This is a genomic window from Brevundimonas albigilva, from assembly GCF_023503965.1.
In the GTDB taxonomy this organism is placed as follows: Bacteria; Pseudomonadota; Alphaproteobacteria; order Caulobacterales; family Caulobacteraceae; genus Brevundimonas; species Brevundimonas albigilva.
Window position 1 is genome coordinate 1266679 of sequence record NZ_CP097298.1, and the last position, 14214, is coordinate 1280892.

The 14214-nt window shown below is 66.3% G+C and carries 14 protein-coding genes and 3 pseudogenes; 8 read left to right on the forward strand and 9 right to left on the reverse strand.

The annotated features are described in order from the left end of the window. Positions 1-86: 86 nt before the first annotated feature. The 5 genes from MU852_RS06630 to MU852_RS06650 all read left to right on the forward strand — a co-directional run bounded on the left by MU852_RS06630 (position 87) and on the right by MU852_RS06650 (position 3697). Positions 87-296 (forward strand): hypothetical protein, encoded by a 210-nt coding sequence (locus tag MU852_RS06630; protein WP_249751533.1) that lies wholly within the window; start codon positions 87-89, stop codon positions 294-296. Between the two features lie 78 nt (positions 297-374). Then, positions 375-806 (forward strand): PD-(D/E)XK nuclease family protein, encoded by a 432-nt coding sequence (locus MU852_RS06635; protein WP_249751534.1) that lies wholly within the window; start codon positions 375-377, stop codon positions 804-806. Next, positions 775-1443, forward strand: a complete 669-nt coding sequence (locus tag MU852_RS06640; RefSeq protein ID WP_249751535.1) for a hypothetical protein — start codon at positions 775-777, stop codon at positions 1441-1443. The genes MU852_RS06635 and MU852_RS06640 overlap by 32 nt, the downstream gene beginning before the upstream one ends. Before the next feature lie 57 nt (positions 1444-1500). Further along, the gene (locus MU852_RS06645) at positions 1501-3237 is read left to right on the forward strand and encodes a DUF262 domain-containing protein (RefSeq protein WP_249751536.1); all 1737 of its coding nucleotides are present in this window, start codon (positions 1501-1503) and stop codon (positions 3235-3237) included. Positions 3238-3508: 271 nt separating this feature from the next. Next, positions 3509-3697 carry a hypothetical protein gene (locus MU852_RS06650; RefSeq protein ID WP_249751537.1) on the forward strand — a complete coding sequence of 63 codons (189 nt, stop codon included), beginning with the start codon at positions 3509-3511 and terminating at the stop codon, positions 3695-3697. Positions 3698-3894: 197 nt separating this feature from the next. On the opposite strand, the gene MU852_RS06655 is transcribed toward MU852_RS06650, so the two are convergent. The 4 genes and pseudogenes from MU852_RS06655 to MU852_RS06670 form a co-directional block, all read right to left on the reverse strand. Beyond that, complete coding sequence (locus MU852_RS06655) at positions 3895-4569, reverse strand: cation efflux transmembrane domain-containing protein (RefSeq protein WP_430641202.1); 675 nt, start codon at positions 4567-4569, stop codon at positions 3895-3897. After that, positions 4566-4859 (reverse strand): annotated as a pseudogene (locus MU852_RS06660) (efflux RND transporter permease subunit); the annotation flags it as partial. The pseudogene MU852_RS06660 and the gene MU852_RS06655, both read right to left, overlap by 4 nt. A 9-nt stretch (positions 4860-4868) precedes the next feature. Further along, the gene (locus MU852_RS06665; RefSeq protein ID WP_249751878.1) at positions 4869-5027 is read right to left on the reverse strand and encodes a transposase; all 159 of its coding nucleotides are present in this window, start codon (positions 5025-5027) and stop codon (positions 4869-4871) included. Beyond that, entirely contained in the window at positions 4964-5626 is a 663-nt protein-coding gene (locus tag MU852_RS06670) for an IS5 family transposase (protein WP_249751538.1), read from the reverse strand. Before MU852_RS06670 ends, MU852_RS06665 begins: the two co-directional genes overlap by 64 nt. 63 nt (positions 5627-5689) lie before the next feature. Here MU852_RS06670 and MU852_RS06675 point away from each other — a divergent pair, with 63 nt between their 5' ends. From MU852_RS06675 to MU852_RS18180, 3 genes and pseudogenes are all read left to right on the forward strand, one after another. After that, positions 5690-6058 carry an oleate hydratase gene (locus MU852_RS06675; protein WP_224762136.1) on the forward strand — a complete coding sequence of 123 codons (369 nt, stop codon included), beginning with the start codon at positions 5690-5692 and terminating at the stop codon, positions 6056-6058. A 35-nt stretch (positions 6059-6093) separates the two neighbouring features. Further along, positions 6094-8537 (forward strand): annotated as a pseudogene (locus tag MU852_RS06680) (heavy metal translocating P-type ATPase). 103 nt (positions 8538-8640) lie between these two features. After that, positions 8641-8982: pseudogene (locus MU852_RS18180) on the forward strand (transporter substrate-binding domain-containing protein); the annotation flags it as partial. 423 nt (positions 8983-9405) lie between these two features. Here the strand turns inward: MU852_RS18180 and MU852_RS17305 are convergent. From MU852_RS17305 to MU852_RS06705, 5 genes are read right to left on the reverse strand one after another with little or no spacing between them, the layout of a single operon-like run. Next, the gene (locus tag MU852_RS17305; RefSeq protein WP_283843855.1) at positions 9406-9849 is read right to left on the reverse strand and encodes an ABC transporter permease; all 444 of its coding nucleotides are present in this window, start codon (positions 9847-9849) and stop codon (positions 9406-9408) included. Then, entirely contained in the window at positions 9762-10526 is a 765-nt protein-coding gene (locus MU852_RS17310) for an ABC transporter permease (RefSeq protein ID WP_283843808.1), read from the reverse strand. The genes MU852_RS17305 and MU852_RS17310 overlap by 88 nt, the downstream gene beginning before the upstream one ends. Continuing rightward, positions 10523-11686, reverse strand: a complete 1164-nt coding sequence (locus MU852_RS06695; protein WP_249751540.1) for an ABC transporter permease — start codon at positions 11684-11686, stop codon at positions 10523-10525. Before MU852_RS06695 ends, MU852_RS17310 begins: the two co-directional genes overlap by 4 nt. Next, the gene (locus tag MU852_RS06700) at positions 11683-12738 is read right to left on the reverse strand and encodes an HlyD family secretion protein (protein ID WP_249751541.1); all 1056 of its coding nucleotides are present in this window, start codon (positions 12736-12738) and stop codon (positions 11683-11685) included. The genes MU852_RS06695 and MU852_RS06700 overlap by 4 nt, the downstream gene beginning before the upstream one ends. Continuing rightward, positions 12735-14150 (reverse strand): TolC family protein, encoded by a 1416-nt coding sequence (locus MU852_RS06705; RefSeq protein WP_249751542.1) that lies wholly within the window; start codon positions 14148-14150, stop codon positions 12735-12737. The genes MU852_RS06700 and MU852_RS06705 overlap by 4 nt, the downstream gene beginning before the upstream one ends. Positions 14151-14214: the final 64 nt, after the last annotated feature.

Below are 14214 nucleotides of genomic sequence, written 5' to 3' on the forward strand. Positions count from 1 at the left end.
AAGAAAGTGATCGTCAGGACGTTCCCGTCGTCACTCCCGCCCAACTGCGGGCCGCGCGAGGGCTACTAAATTGGTCGGTTTCGGAGTTGTCGGAACGAACCGGCCTGGCAATCAACACTGTCCGTAAGGCGGAAAGCGCCCAGAACTACATGTCTGTCTACAGGCCCAATGCCCAATTGCTCCGGCAAGCCCTGGAGGACGAAGGCGTGATTTTTATTGATGCCGATGAATTGGGTGCAGGCGCTCGGCTTCGCGTGCCGGGCGAGCCGCAGGGATCACGTCGTTCGAAGACCTGAACACCGACCCCGCCTATCCCCGTCAGACTGCCTTACCTGACAGAGCCCACGGCTCACAGGGCGGATGCGAGACTAGAGATGCCTGAAGAGGAAATCCTGACATTATCGCACGCGACGGAGCGTGACGTCGATCTGTTGCTTGTAGAAGAGATCATCTCTGGCAGCGCATTTCTGGCCTTCCTCGCTAATCAAATCATCGGCCAAACCTTGACTGATATGGACTACCTCTCGCACCGGGTGCTGCATAGCAGTCGCCGAATGCATAACAGGCGCGAGATTGACATCACCGTCGAGATCAAAACAGCGGCGGGGAAGCCGATCATCCTTCTGATCGAGAACAAGCTGGACGCCGGAGAACAGGTCGATCAAGCGCTATCTTACCGGGAGGAAGCTGCTCATCTCGAAGCCACCGGGGCGGCGTCCACGGTCAAGACGGTCTTGGTTCGGCCGAAAGAATACGGCCTGACGAACGCGGCCTTTGACGCAGTTCGACCACCGTCTGTCCTATGAGGAGATAGCCCGCTTCCTGAGTCAGCGTGCCGACGATATCGGTGGCGAACTCGGCGAACGCCTATCGCATCGCGCCCGCTTGCTGGACCAGGCCGTCACCAAGGGAAGGCGCGGCTATAGGGCTGTGCCATTGCCCGTCATTGCGGATTTCAACTCGGCCTACGTAACCCTCTGTCGTCGAGATTTTCCCAACCTGAAGCCTGGCCCCGCCATGTTGAAGGCGGCTTCACCGGGCGAGAGCGTCACGATGATCTTCGCCCCCGACACGTTGCCCAAATGGTCGCACCTCCCGCAGATGCGACTGGTTCATCAACTTCGAGAAGCGAACGTGAACCTGTGCTTCTACGGCTGGGGAGACCACTTCGCCGATCTGGTGACCCCGTTGAGCGTCGCGTTGAAGGGCACCGGCTTCAAGATCATGCCAACCGTGAACAAGCGTAAAGGCGGTCGATCCGGCCTGATGATCGTCAGCATGACGCCGGCCGTGTCAAACCAGAAGCCGCTGCTCGACCAAGAGGTCGCCGTCATTGAAGGCCTCAGGCAGGCGGAAGTCCTCAGGGCTTGGATCACCGACAATCGGCTCCTGACGGAGACATTGGCAGCGGTTGTTTCCAAGGCCCAGTCGCCGAGCGGATGACAGCGGGATCGCTTTGACGTAACCGCAACTGGGCGTTGCGCTTTCGGGGGAAATCACTTGCAGCCGAACTACATCTCGATAGCCAACTTATTCGGCGTCCAGACTCGCTACACCGTGCCGTTATTTCAGCGTCCTTACGTCTGGTCCAAGACCGACCAGTGGGAACCGCTGTGGGATGATCTGCGCCAGTTGGTCGAACGTGTCCTCGTCACCGAGGCGGGCAAGCCCATCGCGGGCCACTTCCTCGGCACCGTCGTGTTGGAGCAGACGCCCGTCTCGATCGTGAACCTGCCGCGCCGTGAAGTCATCGACGGTCAGCAGCGCCTGACGACACTGCAAATCCTGCTCAAAGCCGCCGAACACGCCCTGGCGGTTGTCGCCGAAACGTCCACAGAGGCCGAGGAGGCGATGCTCGTGCGACGGGCGTCTGAGCAGTTGGCATTCCTCACCAAGAACATGGCGACGTCCACGGACGAGGAGTCTTTCAAGGTCTGGCCGACCAACGAGGACCGGTTGCCGTTCCAGGCGGTGATGAACACCGGCGCCCGCGTCGGCGTCACGGGACAGACCACCCGCATGGCTGACGCCTATGCCTACTTCCGTGAGACCTTCATCAAGTGGCTCACCGGCGCGAACGTCGCCAATCGCGCCCAGGCGCTGGCGTCCGGACTGAAGGACCATCTGCGTCTGATTGTTCTAGACCTTGACGAGACCGACGAACCCCAGGCGATCTTCGAGACCCTCAACGCTCACGGCACGCCGCTTCTGCCCGCCGACCTGATGAAAAACTGGATTCTCTGGGAGGCGACCAAGCAGAAGTTGCCGGTCGCCGCCCTCTATGAGGAATACTGGCGCCCGTTCGACAAGGATGCCGGCCACTGGCGCGAGAAGACTGGTGTGGGCCACGCCGCGCGGCCGCGCATTGACACCTTCTTCCAGAACTGGCTCACCCGGCATACGAAGAAGCCGGTCTCGCCCAAGCACATTTACGACGGGTTCATCCGCTACATGGCGGGTGCCGCTCCGAAGGTCGAGGACGCCATCACCGACATTCACGCGGTCCTAGGCGACATCCGCGACGATGCGGTGCGGTTCCGCGAAATCCAGTCGCCCACGGGATCGACCCGGTTCGACGACTTTCTGCGTCGCCTCGATCGGCTGGACGTCGTTGTATTCTACCCCTTAATCCTCGCCGTCATGGGGCGCGAGGATACCGACCTCAACGATCGGGATCGGATCGCCTTGGCACTCGAAAGCTACTTGGTGCGGCGCATGATCTGCAATTTGCAGACGCGCGGTTACGGTGCCTTGGCGCTAGACCTGCTGGACGTGTTGGCCGGCGTGCCGGCGGGCGAGCCGGCCGCGCCAGCGATCATCAAGGCGCTGGACCAGCCGCCCCAATCCGCCATGCAGTGGCCGGACGATGCCCTGTTCAAGCACGAGTTCACGAACCGGCGGTTCTACGGCAGCCTGCGCAAGGACCGGGTGCTGATGATCCTTCAGGCGATCGAGGAATGGAACCAGAAGGCCTCTACCAAGTCGGAGCCGGTCCTGAAATTCGACTTCTCCAAGCTGACGATCGAACACATCCTGCCGCAGACTTGGCAGAACCACTGGCCGTTGACGGATGGCGTTGCAAGCTACGAGCGTGACATCGCGCTACATGGCGTCGGCAACCTGACGCTGGTCAGCGACAAGCTGAATCCATCGCTCTCCAACGCTCCCTGGTTGCCGACGGCGGCGTCAAAAACTCGAAGCGAGCCGCGCTCGAACTCCACAGCAAGCTGGACATGAATGCCCGCCTTGTTCGCGATCATCCAGAGCGCTGGGACGAGGGATGCATGAAGCGCCGCGCCTTCGAGTTGTTTGCGGCCGCCAGAGAGGTCTGGCCAGTGCCATCGGCATTTATCTAGCGATAGCCCTTCCGACCCACTGGGCCATGGAACCGTCACTCGTCTAAGCGACCCAGCGGCCACGCTTTCCGGGTGGTGACGCAGTTTGATTTTCTGGATTGATAACGGTGATCAGCGGCCGGAGCGATGCGTGGCGAACAGAGGAGATCGCCATGCGCTACAACATCGAAACCATGGAACTGCGTCGGGGAAACCAGACGCTCACCGTCGCTCAGGAGTTCATCGGAGGGGTAGTCCGCTACATCGGTCGAGTCGATGGCCGCGTCTGCGTGCAGTCGCCGACCAAGGAGGGCGCCGTTTGCTCTCGCCTGCGCCGTCTCGCCTACTCTCCGGCGGCCTGACCTAAGCCGGCGATGCGTGCTATGCTGACCGAGACGAGGTGCGGATGACGCGAAGAGACAGGACGCGCGATGACGAGCGAGCGGCCCGCATGGTGCGGGCCGCCCGCCGGTTTTCGGGCGAAACTGAAGACGACGAAACGCCTATCACGGCCACAGAGGAAGCCTTGATGGCTGAGGTAAAAGCGGAGCACCCCGGCCTACGCGGGAAGAACTCCGAGAGATGGCGCGGGCTTTGGCTCGCGGGCGCTGACGAAAAACGCCGGGCTTGCAGGCCCGGCGTTCTGCGTTTCAGGAAGGCTGATCCCTGACGTCGCGCAATATCTCGAACGCTCCCTTGGCTGCCACAATCGCGACCAGGGCGCCGACGACCAGGTCGGGCCAAGCCTGGCCGAGCCAGAGCACCAAGCCCCCGCAACCAGGATGCCGCCGTTCGACACGAAGTCGTTGAAGCTGAAGGTTTCGGCGGCGCGCATGTTGACGTCGTCGCTGTCCACCTTTTGCAGTAGCTTAAGGCACCAGAGGTTCACCAGGGCCGCCGCGAGCGCCATGACCATCATGGTCGGCCCGATGGGCTCCGTCCCCATCAGCCATCGACGGGCAACGTCCGCCAGAACCCCGATGGCGAACAGGAGCAGGAGAACCCCGGACACCGTGGCCGCCGTCTTCTTCCATCGCGGGGCGCGGCCCACAGCCAGAAAACTGATCAGATAAACGGCGCTGTCCGACGCGTTATCGGCCGCGTTCGCCAGCAAGGCGCTGGAGTCGGCCAGCCAGCCCGCCAGCGCCAGCGCCAGGAAGAGACCAAAGTTCAGGACGAGCACCAGCAGCAGCGTTCGGCGCTGCCGCTGGTCTTGGGCGTTGAAGGCGGTCACTCGTCAATTCCTTCCGAAGCGCGGTGCTTGACCGCTTTGGCGGCGAATGTCGGCAATACCAGCAGGGTCAACGCGGTGGCGGTCAGAAGGCTGCCGATGACGACCGTCGCCAGGGGCTTCTGCACCTCGGCGCCCGCTCCGTGCGCCAGGGCCATCGGGATGAAGCCGACGATGGCGACGAGCGCCGTCGTCAGCACGGCCCGCAGACGGCTGGACGCGCCTTCGATGGCGGCCTGATAGGGCGTCAGCCCGGCCGTCAGTCGCTCTCGAATGGCCTGCATCAACACTAGGCTCAGGACTCATAGCCAGAACAGCACTGTGGCGGCGAGGGCTATGGCGGACAGGAAGACGGTCGGGCAGCGATCGTAGCGAGTGGCGACCCGTCGCCAGTCTTTCAGGCGGCCAAACATGATTTCGATCCGGTTTCGCCGCTTGTAGCGTCGCTTGTCGTAGCGGATGGGTTCGGTCCGGGATTTGCGGCCAGGGATGCACGGCGTGATCCCCTGGCCTGCAAGGCGTCCCGGAACCAGTCGGCGTCGTAGCCCCGGTCCCCCAGCAGCCACTGGGCGCGGGGCAGACTGTCCGAGAGCGAGCGGCAGCGCCGATGTAGTCGCTGACCTGACCCGCTGTCATGAAGAGGCTGATGGGCCTTCCGTTGACGTCTGTCACGGCGTGAAGCTTGGTGTTCATGCCGCCTTTCGTGCGTCCGATCAGCCGCCCGAGGCCCCTTTTTTACCGCGAGGCTCGAAGCCGTGCGGTGCGCCTTCAGATAGGTCGCGTCGATCATGACAGTCCGACGTTCGGTCTGGGCGCCGGACAGGCCCTCCATCATCCGGACGAAGACGCCCGCCTCGCTCCACCGCTTCCAGCGATTGTAGAGCGTCTTGTGCGGCCCATAGGCCGACGGCGCATCCCGCCAGCGCAGGCCGTTGCGGTTGACGAAGATGATCCCGCTCAATACCCGGCGGTCGTCAACGCGCGGCTTGCCGTGGCTCTTGGGGAAGAAGGGCTCCAGCCGAGCCATCTGCTCGTCCGTCAGCCAATACAGGTCGCTCATATCCAGACTCCTCAGGAGCCTGAATCAGATCGCACGCCTCACTTCAATGGGTCCTGAGCCTACATCACCGCCTTCTTCATGCCGCGCCAGGTCGGCGATCGGCCCGACGTGGTGCCGGAGGGAGCGGTCAACTTCGCCTTCATTGGCCAGTTCGCGGAATCCAGACAACGCGACTGCATCTTCACCACCGAATATTCGGTGCGTACGCCGATGGAGGCCGTTTATACGTTGATGAATGTCGAACGCGGCGTGCCGGAAGTGTTCAACTCCACCTATGACATTCGGACCCTGCTCGCCGCCATCACGCCTCTTCGGGATGGCGAAGGCATAGAAGTTCCCGGCCCCGCCTTCCTGCGCAAACTGCTGATGAAGAAGCTTGAAGGCACCGAGATTGCGAAACTGATCGAGGAGTTTCACCTGATATCGGAGTGAGCGAAGCGCGACGTCGTCGCGAAAGAAGGTGAAGAATGACCAACGACGATCGCCGCAGCGGCCCCGCCGCAGGCCGGCGACATCACCATCCTAAGGGATCGGACGGCGCGACGCCGGCCGGCCCGCCCCTGCGCGATCCGGTCTGCGGCATGGCGGTCGATCCAGCGACCGCCGTTCATACGGAGCACGAGGGTCGGCGCTTCTTCTTCTGCTCGTCAGGCTGCAAGGCGAAGTTCGTTGCCGATCCGCACCGCTATGCGTCATCGGCCGGCCAGAACAACGCCTTGAGCGCCGATGACCGTCCGCATGCCCGCCCCCATCCGCACGGAAAACCTGCAAGCCGAAACACGGCGTCGGCATCCATGGACGTGATCTGGACCTGTCCGATGCATCCGGAAATTCGCCGCGACGCGCCGGGAAGCTGCCCGATCTGCGGCATGGCGCTGGAGCCTCTGGTCGCGACGGCGGACCTCGGCCTAAGTCCCGAGCTGGCCGACATGACGCGGCGGTTCTGGATCGGTCTGGCGCTGGCTCTTCCGGTCTTTCTGCTGGAAATGGGCGCTCACCTGGTCCCGGCGCTGCACCATCTCGTGCCGATGCGCGTCTCTGTCTGGATTCAGTTCGTCCTGGCGACGCCGGTGGTCCTCTGGGCGGGATGGCCGTTCTTCGAACGCGGCTGGGCCTCGCTGGCGAACCGCAATCTCAACATGTTCACCCTGATCGCCATGGGAACAGGCGTCGCCTGGGTCTACAGCGTCGTCGCGACCCTGGCGCCGCACCTCTTCCCCGGGCCTTCCGCACCGCCGACGGCGCGGTCCCGGTCTATTTCGAGGCGGCCGCCGTCATCACGGTTCTGGTGCTGCTCGGCCAGGTGTTGGAGTTGCGCGCCCGCGAACAGACCTCCGGCGCGATCCGCGCTTTGCTCGACCTCGCACCGAAGACCGCGCGGAGGATCGGACGGGACGGTCGGGAGGAGGATGTGCCGATCGACGCCGTCGCCATCGGCGACAGGCTCAGGATCCGGCCCGGCGAAACCGTGCCGGTCGACGGGGTGGTCGAGGAGGGGCGCTCGTCGATCGACGAATCCATGGTGACCGGAGAATCCATGCCGGTCACCCGCACGGCCGGCCAGGCCGTGACCGGAGGCACGTTGAACCAGACGGGAGCGCTCATCATCCGCGCGGAAAAGGTCGGGCGCGACACCATGCTGGCCCGGATCGTCCAGATGGTGGCCGATGCGCAGCGGTCGCGTGCGCCGATCCAGCGCATGGCGGACAGGGTTTCGGGATGGTTCGTCCCGATCGTCATCGCCATCGCCCTGTCGGCGTTCACGGCATGGGCGATCTGGGGGCCGGAACCTCGCCTCGCCCATGGTCTGATCGCCGCCGTCTCCGTCCTGATCATCGCCTGTCCATGCGCCCTCGGGCTCGCGACGCCGATGTCGATCATGGTCGGCGTCGGCAAGGGCGCGGCCAGCGGCGTTCTGATCCGAAACGCCGAGGCGCTCGAACGGATGGAGACGGTCGACACCCTGGTGGTGGACAAGACCGGCACCCTGACCGAAGGCCGGCCGTCAGTGGTCCGGATCGTCGCCGCGCCCGGCTTCGGCGAGGAGCCCCTCCTGCGCTTCGCCGCCGGGGTGGAAAAGGCGTCGGAGCACCCGCTCGCCCGGGCGATCGTCGCCGCGGCCGAACAACGCCGCATTCCGATACCCGAGGTGTCCGACTTCGATTCGCCGATCGGCCAGGGGGCGACCGGTCTTGTGGACGGGCAGTTCGTCCTTCTCGGCGGCGCGGCCTTCCTTGCGGAACACGGCGTCGATACGGCCGCGCTCGCGCGGGAGGCGGACGCTCTGAGACGCGACGGCGCCAGCGCCATCTACATCGCCATCGACCGCGCGCTCGGCGGGGTCTTCGCCATCGCCGATCCGATCAAGGCCACGACGCCGGCGGCGCTGAAGGCCTTGCACGGCGAGGGCATCCGCATCGTCATGCTGACCGGCGACAATCGCACGACCGCCGAGGCGGTCGCCCGCGAGCTCGGCATCGACGACGTCGAGGCCGATGTGCTGCCCGACCAGAAGGCGGCGGTCGTCGCACGGTTGAGGGCTCAAGGCAGGGTGGTCGCCATGGCGGGCGACGGCGTCAACGACGCGCCCGCGCTCGCCGCCGCCGATGTCGGAATCGCCATGGGCTCGGGCACGGACGTGGCGATCGAAAGCGCCGGCGTGACACTGTTGAGGGGCGATCTGACCGGCATCGTCCGGGCGCGGCGCCTGTCGCGGGCGACCATGGCCAACATCCGGCAGAACCTGGCTTTCGCCTTCCTCTACAACGCCGCCGGCGTGCCGATCGCGGCGGGGGCGCTCTATCCGGTGTTCGGCCTGCTGCTGTCGCCGGTCATCGCCGCCGCGGCCATGGCTCTCTCGTCGGTCAGCGTGATCGGCAATGCGCTTCGGCTGCGGACCACGAGGATATGACGGACGCGGCTCTCGCCGGAGTGGAACGGCGAGGACCAAACACCTATCGTCAGCCAGACCGGTCGAAACGGTGCGGCGCTTGAGGATGGCAATGGACGTGTCGATGCAGATCATCCGGTCCGAACTGGCGCCCCTGGGACGGTTGCGCGTGGCGATCAATCTCGGCAATCCAGTCTTGGCGCAGAGGGCGGCGGACGGGGCTCTCGCCGGCGTGTCTGTCGATCTCGCCTGGGAGATCGCTGTGCGCCTCGGCGTGGAGATGGAGCTGTCGAACCTCGCCACGGCGGGGGCGGCGGTGGCGGCGCTTCAGGATCAGGCCTGCGATCTCGCCTTCCTCGCAATCGATCCGGATCGTCGCGCCGTCCTGGACTATACCGCGCCCTACGTCCGGATCGAAGCCTCCTATCTGGTTCCCTCCGAGTCCCGCTTCCGCTCCGTCCGCGACGTGGACGTCGCGGATGTGACGATCGCGTCGGGCCTGAACACCGCCTACGATCTCTTTCTCAACCGCTCGCTGAAACAGGCCCGACGGATTCATACGCCCTCCTCCCAGGCGGCCGTCGCCCTCTTCCTGGAGGGCGGCGCAGACGTCTGCGCCGGTGTGCGCCAGACGCTCGAGGCGGCGGCGCACGACCGGGCCGGCGTCCGCCTGCTCCCGGACAGTTTCCAGGCCATCGAGCAGGCCGTCGCCCTCCCCGCGAGCGGCCTCACGGGCGCGGTTTCCTGGAGGCGCTTCTCAAAGATCTGGTCGCCTCCGGCTTCGTCGCCCGAAGGCTGGTCGCCAGCGGACAGGACGCCGCCCTCGCGATCGGTCCGGGACGCCCGGCGCCGGTCTAGGCGGCGGCGGGCGATCATTCCCCGCCGTGGCTCACGCTCCGGTCGAGGGCGCTCCGGACGGCCGGGTGAAGCGCCACCACGCCACGCCGCCGTAAAGGAGGATGAGGCCCAGGAGGTTGAGAACCTCCCGCCCCTGTTCGACGAGGCCGGCCCCCATCTGGTTCACCCCGACCATGAGATGGATTCCGGGCGTCGTGGGCAGCAGTCGGGCGAGGAAGGCGAGCCAGGTCGGCGTCGCCTCCGCGGGCCAGGACAGTCCAGCGAGAAAGAAGATGACCAGGGAGGTGCCCATGAGCAGTTGCAGGGGCCGCTCGCGGGTGCGGAAGACGCTCGCAAGGGCGAGCGCCGCTGCAACCGTCGCCGCCACGAAGAGACTGCCGGCCACGATCAGCGTTCCGGGCGCGGCGGCGGCCCGTGGATAGTCTTGGAACCAGAAGACGAAGCCGGCGTAGTAGGCGACGTCGATCCAGCCGATGACGAAGAAGGCGAGCGCGACGCCGAGGAGACGACGGGACGCAAACCGAAGCCGCCCCCCTCGCCACGCAGGGTGGCCGCCAGCATCGCCAGTCCCATCAGCAGCGTCTGATGAATGATGAGGAAGCCGACGCCCGGAAAGACGGTGCTGCCGTATCCTTCGCGGGTGTTGAACAGCGGGCGCGCGATCACCGACAGGGCCGGCGGCGCCGGCGCGCCCTGCGCCATCGCCTGATCGACGGCGGCCTCGCCCGCCTCGGCCGTGATCGCCGCGCCTATGCCGGCCAGCGCCGTGCTGCTGCGCAGCAGATAGGCGCCGTTGCCATAGAGGGCCACCGTCCCTTGCCCGCCGGTCAGGATGCGACGTTCGAACCCCGCAGGCACGACGACGATCGCCCCCGCCCCTCTCGTCCGCAACCAGTCGTCCGCCGCCTCGGGCGACGGCAGGCGGGCGACGAGATCCGCCTGCTGCAGACCCGAGAGCTTGTGCACCAGCGAACGGCTGGCCCCGGTGTTGTCCAGATCCACCACGGCGACCGGGATCCGGACGGCGACCTCGCCGGAATAGGCGGAAGGGTAGAAGAAGGAATAGAGGATCGTCGACACCACGATCAGCATGAAGGCCGACCGGTCGGCGAGGACCGCGCGAAACGTCGCGATGAAGGCCCGGCCGATCAACGTCGCCCCCAGACATCGGGTTTGCGGGAGGCGGCCAGATATTGCGGCAGGCCCAGCCCGAACCCCACGACCGCGAAGGTCATCAGGATCAGCAGCAGGTTGACCGACATCGCCGCGGGCGCGCCCATCATCCATTGTTCGGCGACGAGACGGGCGAAGGTGGTGTAGGGCAGAAGCGCGCTCCAGACGCGCGCGAAGGCCGAAGCGGATTCGATTGGAAAGACGGCCCCGGCGAAGGCGAAGGAGGCGCCCGCATAGAGGGCGGTCATGGACAGCGCCTGCCCCATGGACAGCGTCAGGCCGACGATCAGCGTGGCCATACCCGCATAAGCGAGATAGAGGCCGACATAGCCCGCCAGGAGCAGGCCGACGCTGCCTTCAACCGGCCAGCCGCGAAACGCCGCGAGATAGATGGTCGCCAGGGCGCCCCAGACGAGAAAGATCGCCACATAGGGCGCGATCTTGCCCACGACCGCCGCAACGGCCTCGCGCGGCGGCCCGGCCAGCCAGCCGCCGATCGTCCCGTCTCGCAGTTCGCGTCCCAGGGCGCTGACGACCGCCACCATGAACAGCAGATGCAGCAAGGCCGGGTGGATCAGGGCGACCAGTTGCAGCTCGTAGCTGGCCTGGGGATTGTAGAGGATGCGGCTCTGGACCTGGATCGGCGCCGGCCGCACCCGGCCCGGGCCGAGGATCGCCGCGCTCTGTTGCGCGGCCAGGGTCCGGGCCTGGCTCTGGATCACGGCGCCGACCTCGCGCAGCACTGACCCCGAGGGCGTGGAGTAGCTGGCGTTGTAGAAGACCAGCACCCTGCCCGCCTCGCCGCGCAGCACCGCGCGTTCGAGCCCTTGCGGCAGCATGACGATCGCATAGGCGCGGTTGGACCGCACCACGCTCTCGGCCTCGGCCATATCCTTGGGGCGGGCCGCCACGTGCAGGCCGGGCGAGGCGTCCAGACGACGAACCAGATCGCGAGCGACGCTTCCGCCGTCGGCGTCGACGACGGCGACCGGCAGATCGCGCATAACCCCCGCCGACATCTGCACGGCGACGAGGGCGAGAAGCGCCAGCGGTAGCCAGACGACGAGGAACAGATCCCAGAAGCTCCCGCGCAGAAAGGCGATCTCGCGTCGGGCGCCGGCGAGAAACGCCGCGATCATTGCGGCCAGTCGAACAGGACGGTCATGCCCGGCCGCAGCCCGTCGACGCGCGAGACCGGTGCGACGCGCACCTCGAAACTCTTGACGTCGAAGCCGCTCGACTGCCGGGTCGCACGCCAGGTAGCGAAATCTCCGGCGGGAGCGATGAAGGTCACCCGGAACCGGGCCGTGCGGTTCTCCAGAGCGGGAATACGACCCGTCAGAGTCTGTCCGCGTCGAATCCCGCTGAACTGATCCTCGCGCAGGGTGAGCGTCACCCAGGGATGCTCTATGTCCGTGAGCATGAAGACCGGGAACCCTTGGGGGACCAGTTCGCCGGGCTGGGCGAGCCGCCGGCCCACCTCGCCGGACGACGGCGCCAGCACCCGGGTTTCGCGCTCCGCCGCCTCGACCTCCGCCACGGCGCCGCGCGCCTGCCGCACCTGTCCCCCGGCCGCCTGGCGATCCTGTCGGCGCGCCCCGGCCAGCGCCGCCAGGTCATACTGGGCGCGAGCGGCGCGGGCGGCCTCCGTCGAGGCCACCGCATTGGCCCGGCTCTCGTCGCGCTTCTGCCCCGCGATCACGCCCTGATCGTACATCTCCTGGGTGCGGGCATACGTCGTCTGGGCCAGATCCGCCGCCGCCTGCGCGCGCCGCCATTGCGCTTCCGCGGCCCGGATATCCTCCGGACGCGCACCTTCGTCGGCCTTGTCGGCCGTGGCCTCGGCGGCGACGAGGGCGCCGCCCGCCTGTTCTGAACGTGCCGCGACCTCGGGACTGTCGAGGGTGTAGAGCAGTTGGCCGGCCCGGACCGGCTGCCCCTCCTCCACATGGAAGTCGGCGATCCGCCCCGTCACCTTGCTGGTGATCCGAAGCTCCCGCGCATCCACCATCCCCTGAAGCTGATCGGGAACGGGTCGGTAGCTGAGCCAGAGGCCGACGCCGAGCCCCGCCACGATCAGCGCCCCGATGCCGAGGGGCAGCAGTTTTCGGCGCCGTCGAGACGGTCCGGCGTCGCCCCGTTCCCCGCCCGGCTCCGTGTTCGGCGTCGGCGTGTCCTGGGTGTCGGTCATGGCGCGATCCTTTCGCCCTGGTCGATATAGTCGGGCATGTCCTCGATCCGGCCGCTGACATGAAGAAGGCGGGCGAGCGCGACCACGAAGTCATGGGCGGCCTGGGCGCGCTGGATCCGCGCGCGTCCGACGCCGAGTTGGGCGTCGATGACGTCGAGCGAGGTGGTTTGCTGCACCTGGTAGCCGACCATCTGGACGCGCAGGTTCTCCTCGGCGGCGACGATGGCGCTGTCGGTTCTCTGGAACCGCCGCCGGGCCGCTTCCGCGTCGTTCCAGGATCGGGTCACGCCGATCTCGATCTGGCTTTGCGCCTCGCGCAGCCCCGCCTGGGCCTGGGCGACCTTCTCGCGCGCGGCGCGGACATTCTGCGAGCGATCGACGCCGGAGAAGAGGGTGTAACGGAGACCGACCCCCACGGACCAGTCCGGATCGGTCAACAAGGTGTCCTGACGATCAAAGTTGTACTGGGCGAAGCCATAGACCGTCGGCAGAAGCTCGGCGCGCTGGGCGGTGACCCCGGCTTCCGCCTGGTCTTCCAGGGCCTGGAGCCGCTCCAGCTGCGGGTGGGCGCGATAGGCGGCTTGCAGATAGGTCTCCAGCGGCTCGAGCGGCCGGAGAAGCACGAAGAGAGACGTAGCCGGATCGATCCCCGACGGCGCCCTCAAGGTCCCAGAGAGCGCCGTGTCCGCGCTGGCCAGATTGGCTTCGGCCGTCTCCAGCTCGCGCGCCGCGTCGTCACGCGCCACCTCCACCTGCAGGCGCTGGGCGCGACTGATGAACCCGCCGCGCTCCAGAATCGTCGCATCGGCCAGGTGGCGTTCGAGGCCCGCCAGGACGTCGCGGCGGACGTCCCGAACCCGGGTGAGCAACTGTTGCCCGAAATAGAGTTCGGTCATCTGCAACAGGGCGTTATCGACGACGATCTGGCGCTCAGCCCGGGACTGGCCGAGTTGAGCCTCAGCGGCCGCCTGGGCGGCCGGAATCCGGCCGCCGGAATAAAGCGGGACGGTGGCGGTGATGATCGGCCGCGTGCTGTCGCGTTCCATCTGGAACTGCAACGGATCGCTGATGGCGTAGTCCTGAGCGACATCCGCCAAGGGCCCCAGCGGCAGATAGAGGGTCTTTTGATACCGCATCATCTGGCCCTCGAACTCCACCGTGGGCAGCCGCAGCGTCCTTACGGCGTTTTCCTGGGCTTCCCGGCTGCGGACATCGGCGTCCGACGCCTCGATGGCGTCCGAGCGTTGCAGGAGCCTGGCCTGCGCGTCGCGATAGGTCAGGGGCAAAGGACCAACGGTCTGGAGGCCGGAGGTTTTGGCGTCAGAGATCTGGGCCTTGGATGCGGGAGCGTAGGCGGCCGCACAGGTCGACGAGATCAGCAGGACCAGCAGGATGGAAGGTCGCAAGGTCATGAGCGAGGTTCTCCTTGGCCGACCGTAGCGTTGGCATGGATCCACCTCAATACATACCTGTATC